The sequence below is a fragment of the Streptomyces sp. bgisy130 genome (assembly GCF_057708345.1).
In genome coordinates this window covers 237502-255316 of the sequence record NZ_JBYISA010000001.1, presented here as the reverse complement: position 1 = coordinate 255316, position 17815 = coordinate 237502, and the positions used below count along the sequence as shown (strand labels likewise).

At 71.8% G+C, this 17815-nt stretch carries 14 protein-coding genes; 6 read left to right on the top strand and 8 right to left on the bottom strand.

Annotated elements, in window-relative coordinates:
* Window positions 1-79: 79 nt before the first annotated feature.
* Together AC3EUV_RS01245 and AC3EUV_RS01240 are read left to right on the top strand one after the other, a co-directional pair.
* A complete protein-coding gene (locus tag AC3EUV_RS01245; RefSeq protein ID WP_435601911.1) occupies window positions 80-922 on the top strand; it encodes a helix-turn-helix domain-containing protein in 843 nt (280 codons plus the stop codon).
* A complete protein-coding gene (locus tag AC3EUV_RS01240; RefSeq protein ID WP_435601910.1) occupies window positions 919-1128 on the top strand; it encodes a DUF397 domain-containing protein in 210 nt (69 codons plus the stop codon). Before AC3EUV_RS01245 ends, AC3EUV_RS01240 begins: the two co-directional genes overlap by 4 nt.
* 210 nt (window positions 1129-1338) lie before the next feature.
* On the opposite strand, the gene AC3EUV_RS01235 is transcribed toward AC3EUV_RS01240, so the two are convergent.
* The 3 genes from AC3EUV_RS01235 to hydA form a co-directional block, all read right to left on the bottom strand.
* Window positions 1339-2886, bottom strand: coding sequence for an NCS1 family nucleobase:cation symporter-1 (locus AC3EUV_RS01235; protein ID WP_435601909.1), 1548 nt, complete (start codon window positions 2884-2886; stop codon window positions 1339-1341).
* Window positions 2887-3015: 129 nt separating this feature from the next.
* Window positions 3016-4017, bottom strand: a complete 1002-nt coding sequence (locus AC3EUV_RS01230; protein WP_432141181.1) for a TIGR03842 family LLM class F420-dependent oxidoreductase — start codon at window positions 4015-4017, stop codon at window positions 3016-3018.
* Between the two features lie 11 nt (window positions 4018-4028).
* Complete coding sequence (gene hydA, locus AC3EUV_RS01225; protein ID WP_432141180.1) at window positions 4029-5435, bottom strand: dihydropyrimidinase; 1407 nt, start codon at window positions 5433-5435, stop codon at window positions 4029-4031.
* Between the two features lie 381 nt (window positions 5436-5816).
* On the opposite strand from hydA, the gene AC3EUV_RS01220 reads away from it, so the two are divergent.
* Window positions 5817-6701 (top strand): ABC transporter substrate-binding protein, encoded by an 885-nt coding sequence (locus AC3EUV_RS01220; protein WP_435601908.1) that lies wholly within the window; start codon window positions 5817-5819, stop codon window positions 6699-6701.
* A gap of 129 nt (window positions 6702-6830) precedes the next feature.
* Here AC3EUV_RS01220 and AC3EUV_RS01215 read toward each other — a convergent pair whose 3' ends face one another.
* On the bottom strand, window positions 6831-8144 hold the full coding sequence (locus AC3EUV_RS01215) for an aspartate aminotransferase family protein (RefSeq protein WP_435601907.1): 1314 nt from the start codon (window positions 8142-8144) through the stop codon (window positions 6831-6833).
* Window positions 8141-8983: a nitrilase-related carbon-nitrogen hydrolase gene (locus AC3EUV_RS01210; RefSeq protein WP_432141177.1), complete on the bottom strand. Its 843-nt coding sequence runs from the start codon at window positions 8981-8983 to the stop codon at window positions 8141-8143. Before AC3EUV_RS01210 ends, AC3EUV_RS01215 begins: the two co-directional genes overlap by 4 nt.
* Before the next feature lie 193 nt (window positions 8984-9176).
* On the opposite strand from AC3EUV_RS01210, the gene AC3EUV_RS01205 reads away from it, so the two are divergent.
* Together AC3EUV_RS01205 and AC3EUV_RS01200 are read left to right on the top strand one after the other, a co-directional pair.
* On the top strand, window positions 9177-9608 hold the full coding sequence (locus tag AC3EUV_RS01205; RefSeq protein WP_432141176.1) for a MarR family winged helix-turn-helix transcriptional regulator: 432 nt from the start codon (window positions 9177-9179) through the stop codon (window positions 9606-9608).
* On the top strand, window positions 9605-11056 hold the full coding sequence (locus tag AC3EUV_RS01200; protein ID WP_435601906.1) for an MFS transporter: 1452 nt from the start codon (window positions 9605-9607) through the stop codon (window positions 11054-11056). The genes AC3EUV_RS01205 and AC3EUV_RS01200 overlap by 4 nt, the downstream gene beginning before the upstream one ends.
* 85 nt (window positions 11057-11141) lie before the next feature.
* On the opposite strand, the gene AC3EUV_RS01195 is transcribed toward AC3EUV_RS01200, so the two are convergent.
* Window positions 11142-12629 (bottom strand): amidase, encoded by a 1488-nt coding sequence (locus AC3EUV_RS01195; protein ID WP_042161315.1) that lies wholly within the window; start codon window positions 12627-12629, stop codon window positions 11142-11144.
* Window positions 12630-12816: 187 nt separating this feature from the next.
* Window positions 12817-14634 carry a gamma-glutamyltransferase gene (ggt, locus tag AC3EUV_RS01190; protein WP_435601905.1) on the bottom strand — a complete coding sequence of 606 codons (1818 nt, stop codon included), beginning with the start codon at window positions 14632-14634 and terminating at the stop codon, window positions 12817-12819.
* Between the two features lie 231 nt (window positions 14635-14865).
* Between ggt and AC3EUV_RS01185 the strand changes: the two genes are divergently transcribed.
* A complete protein-coding gene (locus AC3EUV_RS01185; RefSeq protein WP_432141172.1) occupies window positions 14866-15609 on the top strand; it encodes a hypothetical protein in 744 nt (247 codons plus the stop codon).
* A gap of 62 nt (window positions 15610-15671) precedes the next feature.
* On the opposite strand, the gene AC3EUV_RS01180 is transcribed toward AC3EUV_RS01185, so the two are convergent.
* On the bottom strand, window positions 15672-17603 hold the full coding sequence (locus AC3EUV_RS01180) for an APC family permease (protein WP_435601904.1): 1932 nt from the start codon (window positions 17601-17603) through the stop codon (window positions 15672-15674).
* Window positions 17604-17815 lie beyond the last annotated feature (212 nt).

Genomic DNA, 17815 nt, shown 5'->3' with positions numbered 1-17815 from the left:
GCTGGCATGTGCGTACGCCGTTGACCGGCTCAAACACCGCCACCACCGCGAGTGACCAGGTCAATGGTCAGGGGGAGTTATGGGCTCTCATGGAGATGAAGCAGGCGGCGCAGAGGGCGCATACGACCCGCGCCGACAGTTCGCCGAGGAGTGCCGGAGCGCAAGGGAGCTGTACCCGGACGCGCCGCTGAACCAGACGCAACTGGCGAAGCTGGTCCGCACGTCGAAGAGCACCATCAGCCGCGTGGAGACATGCGTGGGGCCGATCCCAGCAGACCTCCCAGCCCGGCTGGACCAGGTCTTTTCGACAGACGGATTGTTCAAGCGCCTGTACGAGGAGATCACCGCCCAATCGTTCCCGGTGCATTCCCGAAGGCGGATCGAGCTGGAGCCAAAGGCGGTCAGCATCTCCGCCTGGTCGCCCACGGTGGTGCCTGGACTCCTTCAGACGGCGTCGTACGCACGGGTCCTTCTCCGGGAGGGCGACCCACGGGCCAGTGACGCAGAAGTGGCCACGCTTGTCCGGGCGCGAATGGCGAGACAGGAAGTATTGAAGGGCACTTCCCCGCCGGACTTCTCCGTGGTCATCTGTGAGTCCGTGCTTCGGCGGAACGTCGGAGGCCCGGACGTGATGCGGGAACAGCTCTCCGCGTTGCTCGCCCACGGCTCCCAGCGAACCACCGTGCTACAGGTGATGCCGCTGTCTGCGGAAACGCACGGGCTCATGGACGGTTCCATGTCCATTCTGACCACCCCGGACGACCCGCCCGTGATCTACACGGAGGGCGTCAGATCGGGGAACATCATCGATGATCCCTCCACGGTGCGGCTCCTCTCCCGGTCTTACGATGTACTCACCGCTTCGGCCCTCTCGCGTGACGCGTCAGCCCGGATGATCCAACAGCTTATGGAGGCATCGTGACCCCCCTGATACACCGATGGGTCAAGTCCAGCTACAGCAGCCAAGACGGTGGCGACTGCGTGGAGTGGTCCCCGGCTCATGCAGATGCCCACGGCACCGTTCCCGTCCGGGACAGCAAAGACCCCAACGGACCGGCCCTGATGTTCGCGCCGGCAGCGTGGTCAGCGTTCGTCGCCGGCGTACAGGCTGGGGACTTCCCCGCGTAAGCGCGTACGCCGGCACACATAGGCTCCCTCCCGGATGCCCGGGAGGGAGCCTATGTGTGCCTTGTGGAGTGGCCGGGTGTAGTGGCCGGCATCTGGGGTCCCCTTGTAGCCGACAACTGCCCTGTGTCGAGGGGTATTCCCACGTTGCCCGAACCGGGCGGGGCGGGGGCTGCCAGTACACGGGGCCGGGCCCCCGGTTGTTGGGCGGGTTCAGACCGCGCGGCTTCCGCGCCCGGACGCCATAGTCATGAGCAAGGTGTAGAGCGCCAGCGCGACGCACAGGCCCACCGCCCAGCCGTAGTCGGCGAGTGGTTGGAGGAACGGGATCAGACCGTCGGCCGGGAACGGCCCCTTGCCCGGCTGCGAGTACGAGCCGCCCACCGCCAGCAGTCCGCCGACGACGAAGGCGAGGACGGCCCGCCAGTTCCAGCCGGCCGTGTACCAGTAGCGGCCGTCGGGGCGGTAGAGCTCGGCGAGGTCGAGGACGGTACGGCGGATGATCCAGTAGTCGGCGATGAGGATGCCGGCGACGGTGCCGAGCAGTCCGCCGACCACCCCGAGCCAGGTGAAGATGTACAGCTCGGGGGTGGCGGTGAGCTTCCACGGCAGGATGATCACGCCGACCACACCGGTGATCAGCGCGCCCGTACGGAAGCTGATGAATTTCGGCGCCAGATGGGCCAGGTCGTAGGCGGGCGAGACGACATTGGCCGCGATATTGACGGAGATGGTCGCGATCAGGACGGTGACCAGCGCGAAGAGCAGGCCAAAGACACTGTCGGCCTTGCCGGCCAGCGCGACCGGGTCCCAGATCGGCGCCCCGTACACCGCCTGCGAACCGGAGGTGACCAGTACGGAGAGCAGGGCGAACGCCGTCATGGTGGTCGGCAGCCCCAGGGACTGCCCCCATACCTGGGCCCGTTGACCGGCGCCGAAGCGGGTGAAGTCGGGGATGTTCAGCGACAGGGTCGCCCAGAAACCAATCATCCCCATGAGGGACGGGAAGAAGACCGGCCAGAAGTCCTCGCCCCAGCCCAGGGCGCTCGGCTGGTCCAGCAGCGGGCCGAACCCGCCCGCCTTGGCGGCCATCCATCCGAGCAGCGCCAGCGCGCCGACGAGGACGAAGGGCGCGGCCCAGTTCTCGAAGCGGCGCAGGGTCTCCATGCCCCGGAGGATGATGGCGAGTTCGACGGCCCAGAAGACCAGGAAGCAGAGCCAGAGCGTCCAGGGGTAGCCGGCGATCTCCGTCGCCCCGGCCCAGTCGCCGCCGAAGATCTTGCCCAGCAGGATGTAGATGCCCTGGCCGCCGATCCAGGTCTGGATGCCGAACCAGCAGCAGGCCACGGCGGCCCGCACCAGCGCCGGCAGATTGGCGCCGCGCAGCCCGAACGACGCCCGCGCGAGGACCGGGAAGGGGATCCCGTACTTGGGGCCGGCATGCCCGGTGAGCAGCATCGGGACCAGCACGACGAGGTTCGCCAGCGCGATGGTGAAGACGGCCTGCTGCCAGTCCATACCGAGGGCGACCAGGCCGGAGGCGAGGGTCCAGGAGGGGATGTTGTGGGCCATGCCGACCCACAGGGCGGCGAAGTTGTAGGTGGTCCAGCGGCGTTCGGCCAGCGGCACGGGGTACAGATCGGCGTTGACGAACCGGCCGTGCGGGGCGATGGCGCCCGGCGCCGGTTCGACGCGGCCGTCCGGGGCGGTGATCTGGTCCGTGGGCGTTATGGGGAGTTCCGGCGGCAGGGGTGCGGGCATGCGGGGACCTTTCGTCCGGGTGCGGGCCGCCGGTCGCCGGGCGGCGCGGCGCGGGCACGGTCGCCGCGCCCGGCCGACGGGCCGGGGCGGCGCGCGCGGGGCCGCAACGCGCCTGCGCCCGGGGCCCGTTCAGTCGGCGAACGCGGGAAGGATCTCTGCTCCGTAGGCGTCGATGGTGGATTCCTTGGCGTCGTGCATGGCGTAGAGCGCGAACTGGTCCACGCCCAGGGCCTGGAGCTGCCGCAGCTTTTCGAGGTGTGCGGCGACCGGGCCGAGCAGGCAGAAGCGGTCGATGACCGCGTCCGACACAAAGCCCGCGTCGGGGTTGCCCGACCGGCCGTGGTGGGCGTAGTCGTAGCTCTCCCGGGATGCGATGTACGCGGTCAGCTCGTCCGGCACCATGCCGGAGTGCTCGCCGTAGCGTGCGACGAGGTCGGCGACGTGGTTGCCGACCATGCCGCCGAACCAGCGGCACTGCTCGCGGGCGTGGGCCAGGTCGTCGCCCACGTAGGCCGGTGCGGCGACACAGATGGTCACCTCGGCCGGGTCGCGGCCGGCGTCCACCGCGGCCTTCCGTACCGCCTTGATCATCCATTCGGTGAGGAAGGGGTCGGCCAGCTGGAGGATGAAGCCGTCGGCCAGCTCGCCGGCCATGGCGAGGGCCTTGGGCCCGTAGGCGGCCATCCACACCGGGAGTTTGCCGTCCTTGATCCAGGGGATCTTGATCCGGTGGTCGCCGACGTACGCCTCCCGGCCCTCGGCCAGATCGCGGATCACGCCGATCGCCTCGCCCAGCCGGGCCAGGGTGTTGGGCGGGCGCCCGGCCACCCGCATTGCGGAGTCGCCGCGCCCGATGCCGCAGACGGTGCGGTTGCCGTACATCTCATTGAGGGTGGCGAAGGTGGAGGCGGTGACCTCGGGGGTGCGGGTGGAGGGGTTGGTGACCATCGGGCCGACGATCAGCCGCTCGGTGTGTTCCAGCACCCGGCTGTAGATGACGAACGGTTCCTGCCACAGGACGGCCGAGTCGAAGGTCCAGCCGTAGCGGAAACCGTTGCGCTCGGCGCGGCGCATCAGGGACACAACGGCGGAAGCGGGCGGGTCGGCCTGAAGGACAACTCCGAAGTCCACAGCGGCACTCCTTAGATGAGGTACTGGCAGGTGCCGCGCGGGATGTACTGGCCGTGTCCCGCGCGTCCGGTGAACTCCCGCCGGTCGAGCACGAGTTCACCCCGCGAAAGCACGGTTTCGACCTGCCCGGTGAGGCGTTTGCCCTCGTACGGCGAGTAGTCGACGTTCATGTGGTGGGTCTCGGCGGAGACGGTCTGCTGGGCGGTGGGGTCGTAGATGACGAGGTCGGCGTCGGAGCCGGGGGCGAGGGTGCCCTTCTTCGGGTAGAGGCCGAACATCCGGGCCGGGGTGGCGCAGGCGATCTCGATCCAGCGGCGGCGGCTGATCCGGCCCTCCACGACGCCCTGGTGGAGGAGGTCCATCCGGTTCTCCACGCCCGGCATCCCGTTGGGGATCTTGGAGAAGTCACCGCGGCCGAGCTCCTTCTGCCCCTGGAAGCAGAACGGGCAGTGGTCGGTCGAGACCACCTGGAGGTCGTTGGTGCGCAGCCCGCGCCAGAGCGCCGCCTGGTGCTCCCGCGGCCGCAGAGGCGTGGAGCACACGTACTTGGCGCCCTCGAAGTCCGGCTCGGCGAGATTGTCGGTGGACAGGAACAGATACTGCGGGCAGGTCTCACCGAAGACGTTCAGCCCCTTGTCGCGCGCCTGGGCGATCTCGGCGAGGGCTTCCTCGGCGGAGACATGGACGACATAGAGCGGGGCGCCGGCCACCCGCGCCAGCTGGATGGTGCGGTGGGTGGCCTCGGCCTCCAGGAGGACCCGGCGGACCTCGCCGTGGTAGCGCGGGTCGGTCCGGCCCTCGGCCAGCGCCTGTTCGACGAGGACATCGATGGCGATGCCGTTCTCGGCGTGCATCATGATCAGCCCGCCGTTGCCGGCGGACTGCTGCATGGCGCGCAGGATCTGCCCGTCGTCGCTGTAGAAGACGCCGGGATAGGCGGTGAAGAGCTTGAACGAGGTGACGCCCTCCGCCACCAGGAGGTCCATCTCCTTGAGGGTGTGCTCGTTGACGTCCGAGAGGATCATGTGGAACGCGTAGTCGATGGCGCACTGGGCGTCGGACTTGGCGTGCCAGGCGTCCAGGCCGGCGCGGAGCGACTTGCCGCGGGACTGGACCGCGAAGTCGATGAGGGTGGTGGTGCCGCCCCAGGCCGCGGCGCGGGTGCCGGTCTCGAAGTTGTCGGAGGAGAAGGTCCCGCCGAAGGGGAAGTCCAGATGGGTGTGTGCGTCGACGCCCCCTGGGATGACGTATTTCCCGGTGGCGTCGAGAACGCGGTCCGCCGCCCCGGCCCAGCCCTCCGCGGTGTGGCTGCCGTGTGCCGCGAGGGCGGCGACCCGGCCGTCCTCCACCAGGACATCGGCGTGGATCTCATCGGCGGCGGTGATCACCAGTCCGCCCTGCACGACCGTACGGCTCACAATCTGCTCCCTTCCACACCAGCGACATCGGCGGCACGGGAAGGCGGAGCTCGACGCGCACCATCCCCTGGCAGGTCTGCTCCGCTGACGCCACGCCACAACCGGTCTACACCCGTAGATCACGGTCGAGAAGGAGACCGTAGAAGCATGTCACCCACGGTGGCAATACCGTGACCGTTAATCAGCGGAGACGCTCGTGTTGCGCCGACGATCAGCTGGACGGTTCAACGCGGGGCAGGGATGAGGGGGGTGTAGTACCCGCGGGAGGGGTGCGGGAGTGACGCGATGGGCAGGTATGCGCCGAACCGGCGGGCGGATCCGGCGGGCGAACCTGGCGGGCGGCCCGGCATTCTGACGGACGATCGGAAAGGCGGCGGGGGCATGGAGCAGAGCACACCGTGGGAGTTCTCCGACGACCGGGGGCGCCTGGTGGTGGCCGGCGACCGGCCGATTCGGATCGTGGCGTATATACAGGCGGGGGCGACGCTGTGGGACCACGGCATACGCCCCGTGGGGCTCTTCGGGTCCCAGCACGACGACGCCGCCCCGGACCCCGCCAAGGCCGGTGAGCTGCCGCTCGCGGAGATTCCCTACCTCGGTTCGGGCGGCGCGCTGCACCCGGACACCCTGCTGGAGGCGGAGCCGGACCTCGTGGTGGCCGTGACCTATGACGGCGAGCAGGTCTACGGGCTGCAGCAGAAGACCGCCCTGGAGCTGGAGACGCATGTCCCGGTCGCCACCGTCGCGGTGGGCCCCGGCCGGAGCCTGGCCGGGGTGCGCGAGCGGTTCGCGGCGCTGGCCGGGTCGCTCGGCCGCGGCGAACCCCTGGTCCGGGCACGGGAGTTGGACGCCGCGGAGGACGCGCTGCGGCAGGCGACCGGCGGGGCCGTACGGCCGCGGGTGCTGGCGCTGTCGCCCGCGGGCCCGGAGCGGGTGCATCTGGCCCGGCCGAGCTCCTGGCCGGATCTGCGGGCGCTGACCGAACACGGGGTGGGCCTGCTGGAGCCGGCCGCGGGCGCCGGGGTGAACTGGTCCACCGTCGGCTGGGCGGACGCCGCGGCGATGGTGCCGGACATCGTGCTGATGGACGTACGGGCCAATGCCGCCCGGCCCGAACAGCTCCGGTCCGACGCCCACTGGCGCGCGATCGAGGCCCGGTCCCGGCTGCTGCCGTGGAATCCGGAGGACCCGTGCAGCCGGCGCGCCCACACCCGCTTCTTCACCCTGGTGGCCGACACGGTGCGGGAGACCGCCGGGACCGCGTGAGGTGTTGCGGGCCTGACGTGTCATGCGCTGCGGTCCGGGGCCGCGTCATCCGGCCCGGCACTCCTGCGCGGACGCCGACCGGGGGCCGGGGCCTCGCACCTGACGAAACCCCGGCCACGGCCGTGTCCCCTACGCCGGAGCCAGCTGCCCCTGCGCCGCCCGCAGTGCGTCCGCCAGCAGATCCGCGCCTTCTTCCGCTTCGGCGATGGTCAGCGTCATCGGGGGTGCGATGCGCAGGGAGGCGCCGCCCTGGCCGCCCTTGCCGATCAGCAGCCCTCGCTCGCGGGCGGCTTCCAGGACCAGGGAGGCGGCCTCCGGCGAGCGCTCGTCGGTGCCGGGGCGGACCAGTTCGATGCCGATCATCAGGCCGCGGCCGCGTACTTCCCGGACGACATCGAGGCCGGCCGCGACCGCCCGCAGCCGCTCGATGAGCAGGCCGCCGACCCGCCGGGCGTTGCCCTGGAGGTCGTGTTCCAGGAGGTAGCCGAGGTTGGCCAGGCCCGCGGCCATGGTGACCGGGCTGCCGCCGAAGGTGGAGATGGAGTTCGCGGAGAGCGAGTCCATCACCTCGGCACGGGCCACCACCCCGCCGATGGACATCCCGTTGCCGATGCCCTTGGCAAAGGTCAGCATGTCGGGCGGGCCGTTGCCGGCATGCGCCTGCCAGCCCCAGAAGTGGTCGCCGGTACGGCCCCAGCCGGTCTGCACCTCGTCGCTGATCCAGAGGATGCCGTGCCGGGCGAGCACCTCGCGGAACGCGGCGTAGAGGCCGTCCGGCGGCATGGTGAATCCGCCGACGCCCTGCACCGGTTCGGCGATCAGCGCGGCGACGCCGCCCGCGGTCTGCTGGAGCATGTCCTCCAGGTCGGCGACGCAGGCCTCGGTGTACGCATCGTCGCTCAGCCCGGCGTACGGGCCGCGGCTGCGCACCCCGCCGTGGACGTACAGCGTCTGGAGCGGCGAGAGGCTGGTGGGTGACCAGCTCTGGTTGCCGGTGATGCCGACGGTGGAGAAGGACCGGCCGTGGTAGCTGTTGCGCATCGCCAGGATCTGGTTGGAGCGGCGGTACGTGGTGGCCAGGAGGAGCGCGGCGTCGTTGGCTTCCGTACCGGACGTGGTGAAGAAGACCCGGGCGTCGGGGATGCCGGAGAGCGCCGCGATCCGCTCCGCCAGCTCGACCATGGGGCGCGAGAGGTAGAGCGTCGAGGTGTGGATGATCCGGCCGGCCTGTTCGGCGACGGCCTTGGTGACCTCGGGCAGCGCATGCGCCGTCATGGTGGTGAGGATGCCGCCGAAGAAGTCGAGATAGCGGTTGCCCTCGGCGTCCCAGACGTGGCGGCCCTCGCCATGGGTGAGTTCGAGGGGCCGCTCGTAGTAGAGGCTCAGCCAGGCGGGGAGGACGGAGCGGTGGCGGGCGTGCAGGCTCGCGGGGTCGTGGGTCACGGCTGCACCAGCCCCTCGTACGCGTCGGGCCGTCGGTCGCGGTAGAAGGCCCACTGCTGCCGGACCTCGTCGATCATGCCGAAGTCGAGGTCGCGGATGACCAGTTCCTCCTTGGAGTCGCTGGCGACCTCGCCGACGAACTGGCCCCGGGGGTCGACGAAGTAGCTGGTGCCATAGAAGTCGTTGTCGCCGTACTCCTCGACGCCGACCCGGTTGATCGCCGCGATGAAGTACTCGTTGGCGACCGCGGCCGCGGGCTGCTCCAGCTGCCAGAGGTAGGCGGACAGGCCGCGGGAGGTGGCGGAGGGGTTGTAGACCAGCTGGGCGCCGTTGAGGCCCAACTGCCGCCAGCCCTCGGGGAAGTGGCGGTCGTAGCAGATATAGACGCCGACCTTGCCGACGGCGGTGTCGAAGACCGGCCAGCCGGCGTTCCCCGGCTTGAAGTAGTACTTCTCCCAGAAGCCCTTGACCTGCGGGATGTGGTGCTTGCGGTAGGTGCCCAGGACCGTGCCGTCGGCGTCGATGACGGCGGCGGTGTTGTAGTAGAAGCCGGACTGTTCGACCTCGAAGACGGGGACGACGATGACCATGCCGGTCTCGCGGGCCAGATCCTGCATCCGCCGGACGGTCGGCCCGTCGGGCACCGGCTCTGCCCAGCGGTAGTGCTCGGGATCCTGGACCTGGCAGAAGTACGGGGCGTTGAAGACTTCCTGGAAGCCGATCACCTTCGCGCCCTGCGCGGCGGCCGTCCGGGCGTACTCCTCATGCTTCGCGATCATCGATTCGGTGTCGCCGGTCCAGGTCGCCTGAACCAGTGCGGCACGCACAACATCGGCCATGAGCTGCTCCTTTGTCGATGCGTCAGCCTGCGCCCGCGCATGATCTACGCCGCGATCTACGCGTGTGGAGGTGACCGTAAGCCCCGTCACGAACCGTGGCAAGACCATCTCCACCGTGGCGCGTCCGGCGGCGCAGCGCCAGAATCGACAGGGAAACTTGTAAGTTTGCCTGTCGATCTCGTACGCTGGACAGATGCCGGAAAAGAACGTGGAACGCCTGGCGACGGACCTGAGTGCGACCGTCGCGCAGCTCATGCGGCATCTGCGCGCCGCCTCACCGCAGGGCGAGCTCACCCCGACCCAGCGTGCGGTGGTCTCCCGGATCGACACCGGCGGCCCGGCCGCCATCGCGGCGCTGGCCCGCGCCGAGCTGGTGCGTCCGCAGTCCATGCGGCTGACCGTCGGGGCGCTGGAGGAGCGCGGCATCCTCGCCCGCAATCCGCATCCGACGGACGGGCGGCAGGTGGTCTTCTCCCTCACCGAAGAGGGCCGCCGGGTGCTCGGCGCCGTGCGCCGGGCCAAGCAGAACTGGCTGGCGGAGGCCCTCACCGACCGGCTGACCGCGGAGGAGCGGCAGACCCTGGAGGCGGCGGCCGGACTGATACGGCGGCTGATGCCGGAATGAGCGAGGCCGTCGCCGGTGCGGGTGCCACGGCCGCCACGAGGGGCGGGCCGGGCGGTTCCGGTGCGTCCGCCACCGGCTCCGGCCACGCCTTCGGCGCCCGGCTGATGACGCCGCTGCTGCTCGGCTCGCTGCTGAACCCCCTCAACTCGACGATGATCGCCACCGCCCTGGTGGCCATCGGCCAGGACTTCCACGTCGGCGCGGCCGGCACCGCCTGGCTCGTCTCCGCGATGTATCTGTCCAGCGCGGTGGGCCAGCCGTCGCTGGGGCGGCTCGCCGACCGCATCGGACCGCGCCGGGTGTTCACCGCCGGTGCGCTGACCGTCTGCGCGGCGGGCCTCATCGGGGCGCTCGCGCCCACCTTCACGCTGCTGATCGTCTCCCGGGTCGTGCTCGGGATCGGCACCGCGGCCGCCTACCCCGCGGCGATGGCGCTGTTGCGCGCGGAGTCGCAGCGGGTGGGCCGGCCCACTCCCCGGTACGTCCTCGGGCGGCTCTCGCTCGCCGCGCTGGGCAGTGCGGCCCTCGGTCCCGCCCTCGGCGGGCTGCTCGCCGCGACCGCGGGCTGGCGCGCGGTGTTCGCGGTGAACCTCCCGCTCGCGCTGCTCGCCCTGTTCGGTGCGCTCGCCTGGCTCCCGGCCGACCGGAAGGACAGGGGGCATCCGAAAGGCGCTCCCGCCGGTGGGCTCGACCCCGTGGGCATGCTGCTGTTCGCCGCCGTGCTGACCTGCGCGATGTTCTTCCTGCTGGATCTCGCGCACCCGCTGTGGCCGCTGCCGGTGGCGGCCGTCGGGTTGGCGGGCGTCCTGGTGTGGTGGCAGCTGCGCCGTCCGGAGCCGTTCCTCGATCTGCGGATGCTCGCCCGCAACGGCCCGCTGGTCCGCACCTACCTCCGGCACGGTCTGGCCTATCTCGTCATCTACTGCGTGCTCTACGGCTTCAGTCAGTGGCTGGAGGAGGGACACGGCTTCTCGTCGTTCCAGGCCGGTCTGATCATGCTGCCGATGTCCGCCGCGGCGGCGGGCTGCTCGCTCGTGGGCGCCCGCACCAAGGGCATCCGCGCCCCGCTGACCGTCGCCGCCGGCGCTCTCGCCGTCGGCAGCGCGGTCTTCCTCCTGCTCCAGGGCAGCAGCCCGCTGTTCGCGCTGCTGTGCGCCGGGGCGCTCCTCGGCATCCCGCAGGGGCTGGCCGCCACCGGCAATCAGGCCGCCGTCTACGCCCAGGCCCCGGCCGACGGCGTGGGCGCGGCCGCCGGGCTCCAGCGCACCGCCCAGTACCTGGGCGCGATCACCGCGGCCGGTCTCATCGGGCTGCTGTACGGGGCGCGCGCCTCGGACGCCGGGCTGCACGGGATCGCCGTGACCGGCGTCGTCCTCGGTCTGCTGCTGCTCGCCCTGACCCTCGCCGACCGCAGCCTGCGGCCCGGCGCCACCCGGACCGGCGGCTGAAACCGGCCACCGGCACCGGGCCGCGGCGGCCGCCCCTCCCGGCTCGGCGCCGCCCCTCCGGCTAGACGCCGTCCGCCCCCGCGGCTCAGGGGCGGACGCCGTCGTACGGCACCGGGTGGCCGGCCGGCCGCCGCTCGTGCCAGCGCAGATCGTCCTGGAGCTGGGCGGCCAGCGAAATCAGCTGCGGCTCGCCGTGCGCCGGGCCGAGCAGCTGGGCGCCCAGCGGCAGGCCGTCGGTGCTGAACCCGGCGGGCACACTCACGCCCGGCCAGCCGAGGACGTTCCACGGCCAGGCGTACGGGCAGGCGGCGATCATGGCCTGATCCGTACGCCAGCCGCTGAGTTTGGCGAGGGTGCCGATACGGGGCGGCGGGGTGGCCGTGGTAGGCGTCAGCAGGACGTCGTAGGGGCCGAACAGTGCGCCGATCCGCCGCTGTTGGCGCCGCTCGACGGCGCGCGCCCGGCGCAGGACGGGCCCGCCGAGCAGCCGGCCCATCCGCGCCGCCTCCCGCGTACGGCGGTCCAGCAGCGAGCGGTCGGGGACCCGGTCCGCCCACTCCCCCACCCCGGCCGTGGCGCGCGGGACGAAGGCCAGCCCGACCAGCCCGTAGTCCGGCTCCGCCTCCTCGACGAAGTGCCCGAGGCGGGCCAGCGTGCGGGCCACACCGGTCACCGCGGCCCGCACGTCGGGGTGCAGCGGCTTGGGCGTGAAGGTGAAGGCCGCCTTCCAGGACAGCGCGATCCGCAGCCGTCCCGGGTCGCGGCCGGCGGCCTCGCGGGCCGCGATGGCGGGCGGCCGGTGCAGATCGCCGTCGTGGTTGCCGCTGGCCACGTCCAGCAGCAAGGCCGCGTCCTCGACCGTACGGGCCAGCGGTCCGATGCCGGTGATCCCCTGGAAGGACTCGGGGTCCGGCCAGGTGGAGATGCGGCCGCGCTGGGGTTTGATGCCGACGAGGTGGGACCAGGCGGCGGGGATACGGACCGAGCCGGCGCCGTCGGTGCCGAGGGCGGCGGGGACCAGCCCGGCCGCGACCGCGGCGGCCGAACCGCCGGACGAGCCGCCCGGGGTGTGGGCGAGGTTCCACGGGTTGCAGGTGTTGCCGAAGGCCGGGCCCTCGGTGAACGGCCACTGGCCCAGTTCGCAGGCGTTGGTCTTGCCGACGATGATGGCACCGGCCGCCCGCAGCCGCCGGACGACCTCGGCGTCGCGTTCCTTGGGCGGGAATTCCCCGGCACAGCCGAACGCGGTCGGCTCGCCCGCCACATCGGTGTCGTCCTTGACCGCGACCGGCACCCCGAGCAGCGGCAGCCGCTCCCCGGCCGCGAGCCTGCGGTCGGCCTCCGCGGCCTCCGCCAACGCCGCCTCGGCCCGTACCCGCCGAAAGGCGTTGACGGTGCCCTGGGTGGCCTCGATGCGCTCCAGCGACCGCCGTACCAGCGCGGTCGAGGTCACCCGGCCCTCGGCGAGCGCCCGCGCCTGCTCGGCGAGACCTTCCAACTCGCCCGCCGTGGCACCGATGTGCCGGACCGGGACCTGCCCGGTCTCGCTGTCCTGGCTCTCGTCAACGCTCACGCTGCGTGCCCTCCCTGGGACCGCTCATTCGAACGAACGGTCCCAGGAGGCTAATCGCCGCCGCCGTGACCATCAACGACGCCGCGCGGGGCGGTACATCGACGACACACGGACGGCACACAGCGGTCCGTGCGTGTCGGCGGTGTGACATCCGGCTCCCGTACGGCGGGCGTTACTGGGGCGTGTCCTAGCGGTGCACGACCCTCGCCGAGCCGCCGCCGCGCCGTACCTTTTCGGCCGCGGCCAGCCAGCGGCCGTCCGGCAGCCGCTGGACGCCGGTCGCCGCGCCGATCTCCGGGTTCTCCTTGAAGGCATGGCCGAGCGCTTCGAGTTGCCGGCGGACCGGGCTGTTCCACAGGCCGGGTTCGAGCTCGGTCCGGGCCGCGTTGCGCTGGCTGGCCCGCGGCGCCGCGATGGCGTCCACCAGCGGCATTCCGCGGTCGAGGTGGTTGACCAGGGTCTGGAGCACGGTGGTGATGATGGTCGCGCCGCCGGGCGAGCCGAGGGCGACCGCCGGCCGGCCGTGCCGCAGCACGATTGTCGGCGACATCGACGAGCGCGGCCGCTTGCCGGGGCCGGGCAGATTCGGGTCTTGTACGGCCGGGTCGGCGGGCGCGAAGGAGAAGTCCGTTAGCTCGTTGTTGAGCAGGAAGCCGCGGTGCGGGACGACGATGCCGCTGCCGCCGGTCTGTTCGATGGTCAGGGTGTAGGCGACGACATTGCCCCACTTGTCGGCGACGGTCAGATGGGTGGTGTTCTCCCCCTCGTACGTCGTCGGCGCGGCCCGGCCGGCAGCGGCGCAGGGCGCCGGACGGCGCGGGTCGCCGGGCGCGAGCGGGCTGGTCAGCGCCTTGTCGTCGTGGATGAGGCAGGCGCGGGCGTCGGCGAACCGCTGGGAGGTCAGGCCCTTGGTCGGGACGTCCTCCTGGGCCGGGTCGCCGACCCAGCGGCCGCGGTCGGCGAAGGCGATCCGGGCCGCCTCGATGTAGCGGTGCAGGAACCGCTGCTCGCTCAGCCGGGAGAGATCGCTCTTCTCCAGGATGTTGAGCGCCTCGGCGACGCTGGTGCCGCCGGAGGAGGACGGCGCCATGCCGTAGACGTCCAGGCCGCGGTAGCCGGCGCGGGTCGGCGCCTGGCTCAGGACCCGGTAGGCGCGCAGATCGCCCGCGGTCAGATCGCCGGGCCGTACCGTGCGCGGGGAGCCGGCGCGCACCGGCGGCGTGCGGACCGTGCGGACGATGTCCCGGGCCAGCGCACCGTCGTAGAGCGCGCCGGCGCCCTTCTGTGCCAACTCCCGGTACGTACGGGCCAGATCGGGGTTCCTCAGCGTCGAGCCGACCACCGGGAGCTTGCCGCCGGGCAGGTAGAGGCGGGCGGTCGCCGGGAAGTCACGGAAGCGGGCCTCGTTGTCCGCGGTCTGTTGCCGGAAGGTCTCGTCGACCGTGAAGCCGCCCGCGGCCAGCCGCTGGGCGGGCCGCAGTACCTGGCGCAGGGACCGGCTGCCCCACTTGCGCAGGGCGGTGTCCCAGGTCGCGGCGGTGCCTGGGGTGCCGACGCTCAGCCCGCTGGTGACGACGTCGTCGAACGGGAGGGGCTTGCCGTTCTCCAGGAAGAGGTCCCTGCCGGCGGAGCGCGGGGCGGTCTCCCGGCCGTCGAGGGTGCGTACGGTCCGGGTCCGGGCGTCGTAGGAGACGAAGTAGCCGCCGCCTCCGATGCCCGCGGAGTAGGGCTCGGTGACGCCGAGGGCGGCGGCGGTGGCGACTGCCGCGTCGACGGCGTTGCCGCCCTTCCTGAGGACCGCGATACCGGCGGCCGAGGCATCCGGGTCGACGCTGGAGACGGCCCCGCCGTGGCCGACGGCGACCGGAGTCTTCTCCGGTGTGGCGGTGTCGGCACCGGCGGGCGGCGCGGGCGCGGTGCTTCCGGCGGCGGCCGGGGCCGCCAGCAGGGAACCGGCCAGCGCGGCGGCCGCTCCCAGAACGGTGAGGCGTCGGACTCTGGTCATACCGGGGTTTCCTCCCAGTGGCTGCGCGGGGGGTCGGCAGGGGCCCGGAGCCTACTCGCGGCAACAGCCCGCCGACAGAGGGCATTTCGGGCCCGGGGGCCTTCGCGGGAGCAGGGATCAGCTGCGCCTTTCCGTACGGATCAGGTATGCCCGTACGGACCGGGACAAGCCGTCCCAGCTGCCCGCCCCGCCCTCGAACGGACAACCGGAATGCCGCTACGCTCCCCGCCCATGGACGACACCCTGCTGCTCCTGACCCTGACGGCCGCGGCCCTGATCGTGGGCCTGGCGGCCGGCTGGGCCGGGCACACCGCGATGACCCGCCGGAAGCTCGCCCGCGAGCAAGGCTTCTTCGGGCTGCCGGACGGTTCGGAGTGTGTGCTGGTCACCCACCGCGACAGTGCCGCGGCCCACTGGAGCATCCCGCGCCATGACACGCTGGCCCTGCTGGGGCTGGCCGGGGTGATCGAGACCTGCGGTGCGCACCCCGAGGTCGCGCCGCACGACACCGGCCTCCAGGGCTTCGGGGCGCGTACCGAGTTCTGTGTCGGCGACCCCACCGCGCACCGCCGTCTGGCGGCCCACCTGGCCAATCTGCTGCCGGGGGTGGCGGTGCACCCCGGCGACGAGTCCGGCGCGGGCCGCGGCAATTTCACGGTCGGCGGCTCGACCTACCGGGTGGAGCCCGGCGCCGTGGAGTACGTCCTGCTGGCCCGGCTGACCGCCGGTGAGGGAGACCGCCCGGTGTTCCTGGCGGCCGGCCAGCGCCCCGTCACCCACCGGGCGGCGGTCCGCCATCTCGTCCGCAACCGGGCCAAACTGACCCGTAAGCACGGCGCCGACGGCCAGTTCTGTCTGCTGCTGAAGGTGGTCAACTCGCAGGCGTACGGACCCGACGTGGTCGAGCTGGTCGCGGATGTCACCAAGGCCGCGCTCACGGCCGCGGAGCCGAAGGGGCACCGGGCGACGGCCTGAGCCCTGGGGCACGGCGGTCGGAGCCGCGCGCCCTCGCCCGGCCCGTGAGGCACCGGCCCCCGCTACGTCTCCTCCGGCTCCTTGCCGGTCGGCAGCCGGTAGGGCACATTGACCACCGTCACACCCGGCGTGAACAGCAGCCGGGCCTTCAGCCGCAGTGCGCTCTGGTTGTGCAGCGGCTGCTCCCACCAGTGGCCGACCAGGTATTCCGGGATGACGACCGTGACGGCACCGTCCGGATACCGCGCACAGACCTCCAGGACGGCGTCGATCACCGGCCCGGTGAAGTCCCGGTAGGGCGAGCTGAGCACCTGGAGCGGTACGTCGATGTCATGGGCGTCCCACTGCTCGCGCAGCTCCCGCACATCGGCGGGGTCCACGGCGACGGTCAGCGCCGCCAGCGAGGCGGGACGCATCGCGCGGGCATAGCCGAGGGCCTTGAGGGTGGGCGCGTGCAGCGAGCTGACCAGCACCCGCACATGGTTTCCGGCCGGCTCCCAGGGCCGGGCGCCGGGGGCGACCGCCAACTCCCGTTCGAGCCGACGGTAGTGCTGGTGGATGCCGCGCATCCCCAGGAACAGCAGCGGCATGGCGATCACCACGATCCAGGCGCCGTGCAGGAATTTGGTGATCAGGACGATGATCAGGACCACCCCGGTGAGCACCGCGCCGACCGCGTTGATCGCCTGCGAGCGCCGGTGCCGGGCCCGATCCCGAGACGGCAGCGCGGGTCCGGCGAGGACGGTCCCCCAGTGCCGGACCATGCCCGTCTGGGAGAGCGTGAAGGAGACGAAGACGCCGATGATGTAGAGCTGGATGAGGCGGGTGAGCTCCGCGTCGAACAGGATGATCAGCCCGATGGCGGCCAGCGCGAGCAGGATGATGCCGTTGGAGAAGACCAGCCGGTCCCCGCGGTTGTGCAGCTGCCGGGGCACGAACCCGTCCTCGGCGAGGATCGAGGCCAGCATCGGGAAGCCGTTGAAGGCGGTGTTGGCGGCGAGGATCAGCACCCCGGCCGTGAATGCCTGGAGCAGGTAGAAGAGCATGTCGAGGTCGCCGAAGGTGGCGCGGGCGATCTGGGCGAGCGCGGTGGAGGTCGGCGTGTCCGGCGGCAGCCCGAGTTCGGTGGGCTGCACCGCGACATGCACGTCGTAGAGCATCGCCAGGATCGTGATCCCGCCGAACATGGTCACCGAGAAGAACCCCATGACCAGCAGCGTGTTGGCGGCATTGCGGCTCTTCGGCCGGCGGAAGGCGGGCACACCGTTGCTGATCGCCTCGACACCGGTCAGCGCGGTGCAGCCGGACGCGAAGGCGCGCATCCCCAGCAGCACCAGCGCCAGGCCCGTGTAGGGCGAGACGGCATGCAGCGGCAGGTCCGCGGACTCGGCGCGGATGCTCGCGCCGCCGGCCATCCGTACGGCCGCGACCAGGAACATCAGGTAGATGAAGAAGACGAAGCCATAGGTGGGCACGGCGAAGACCCGGCCCGATTCCCGTACCCCGCGCAGATTCATCAGGGCCAGCAGCGCCACGAACCCGACGGACAGCGCCACATCATGGCCGCCGAGGGACGGAATCGCGGAGGTGATCGCGGCGACGCCGGACACCACGGACACCGCGACGGTCAGCACATAGTCCACCAGCAGCGCGCTGGCCGCGGTGAGCGCCGCGTTCCGCCCGAGGTTCTGCGCGCTGACGCGGTACGCCCCGCCGCCGCCGGGATACGCGTAACAGGTCTGCCGGTAGGACGCCACGACCACGACCAGTACGAGCACGATGGCGGCCGCGGCGTACCAGGTCAGATGGAGCAGGGCGACCCCGCCGAGGCCGACGACCAGCAGGATCTCCTCGGTGGCATAGGCGACCGAGGACAGCGGGTCGCTACAGAAGATCGGCAGCGCCAGTCGTTTCGGCAGCAGCGTCTCACCGAGCCGCGCACTGTCCAGCGGACGGCCCACCATCATCCGCTTCGGCCTGAGGAATGGGCTCACAGTCGGACAAACTAGGGGCTGCCCGGCGGCGGGAGAGGGAGGCTCGCGGGTCCGCGCCGCACCGCGGCCGGTGCGCCCGGCGGCGGTCCGGTCCGTATCGAGCCCTGACGGGGCTCGCGCGGGGCGGCGGGTCCGGCCACGGGTGAGAGCGGTCACCCGATGCGCCGGAAGCCGGCGCAATGGTTTATCGTTCAATTTGGAAGCGCGTGCCG

Excerpts from the sequence above, each read along its gene's own strand:
- AC3EUV_RS01235 (WP_435601909.1), bottom strand. The coding sequence starts at position 2,886 with ATGCCCGCACCCCTGCCGCCGGAACTCCCCATAACGCCCACGGACCAG.
- AC3EUV_RS01245 (WP_435601911.1), top strand. The coding sequence starts at position 80 with ATGGGCTCTCATGGAGATGAAGCAGGCGGCGCAGAGGGCGCATACGAC.
- AC3EUV_RS01220 (WP_435601908.1), top strand. The coding sequence starts at position 5,817 with ATGGAGCAGAGCACACCGTGGGAGTTCTCCGACGACCGGGGGCGCCTG.
- AC3EUV_RS01185 (WP_432141172.1), top strand. The coding sequence starts at position 14,866 with ATGGACGACACCCTGCTGCTCCTGACCCTGACGGCCGCGGCCCTGATC.
- AC3EUV_RS01210 (WP_432141177.1), bottom strand. The coding sequence starts at position 8,983 with ATGGCCGATGTTGTGCGTGCCGCACTGGTTCAGGCGACCTGGACCGGC.
- ggt (WP_435601905.1), bottom strand. The coding sequence starts at position 14,634 with ATGACCAGAGTCCGACGCCTCACCGTTCTGGGAGCGGCCGCCGCGCTG.
- AC3EUV_RS01200 (WP_435601906.1), top strand. The coding sequence starts at position 9,605 with ATGAGCGAGGCCGTCGCCGGTGCGGGTGCCACGGCCGCCACGAGGGGC.
- AC3EUV_RS01205 (WP_432141176.1), top strand. The coding sequence starts at position 9,177 with ATGCCGGAAAAGAACGTGGAACGCCTGGCGACGGACCTGAGTGCGACC.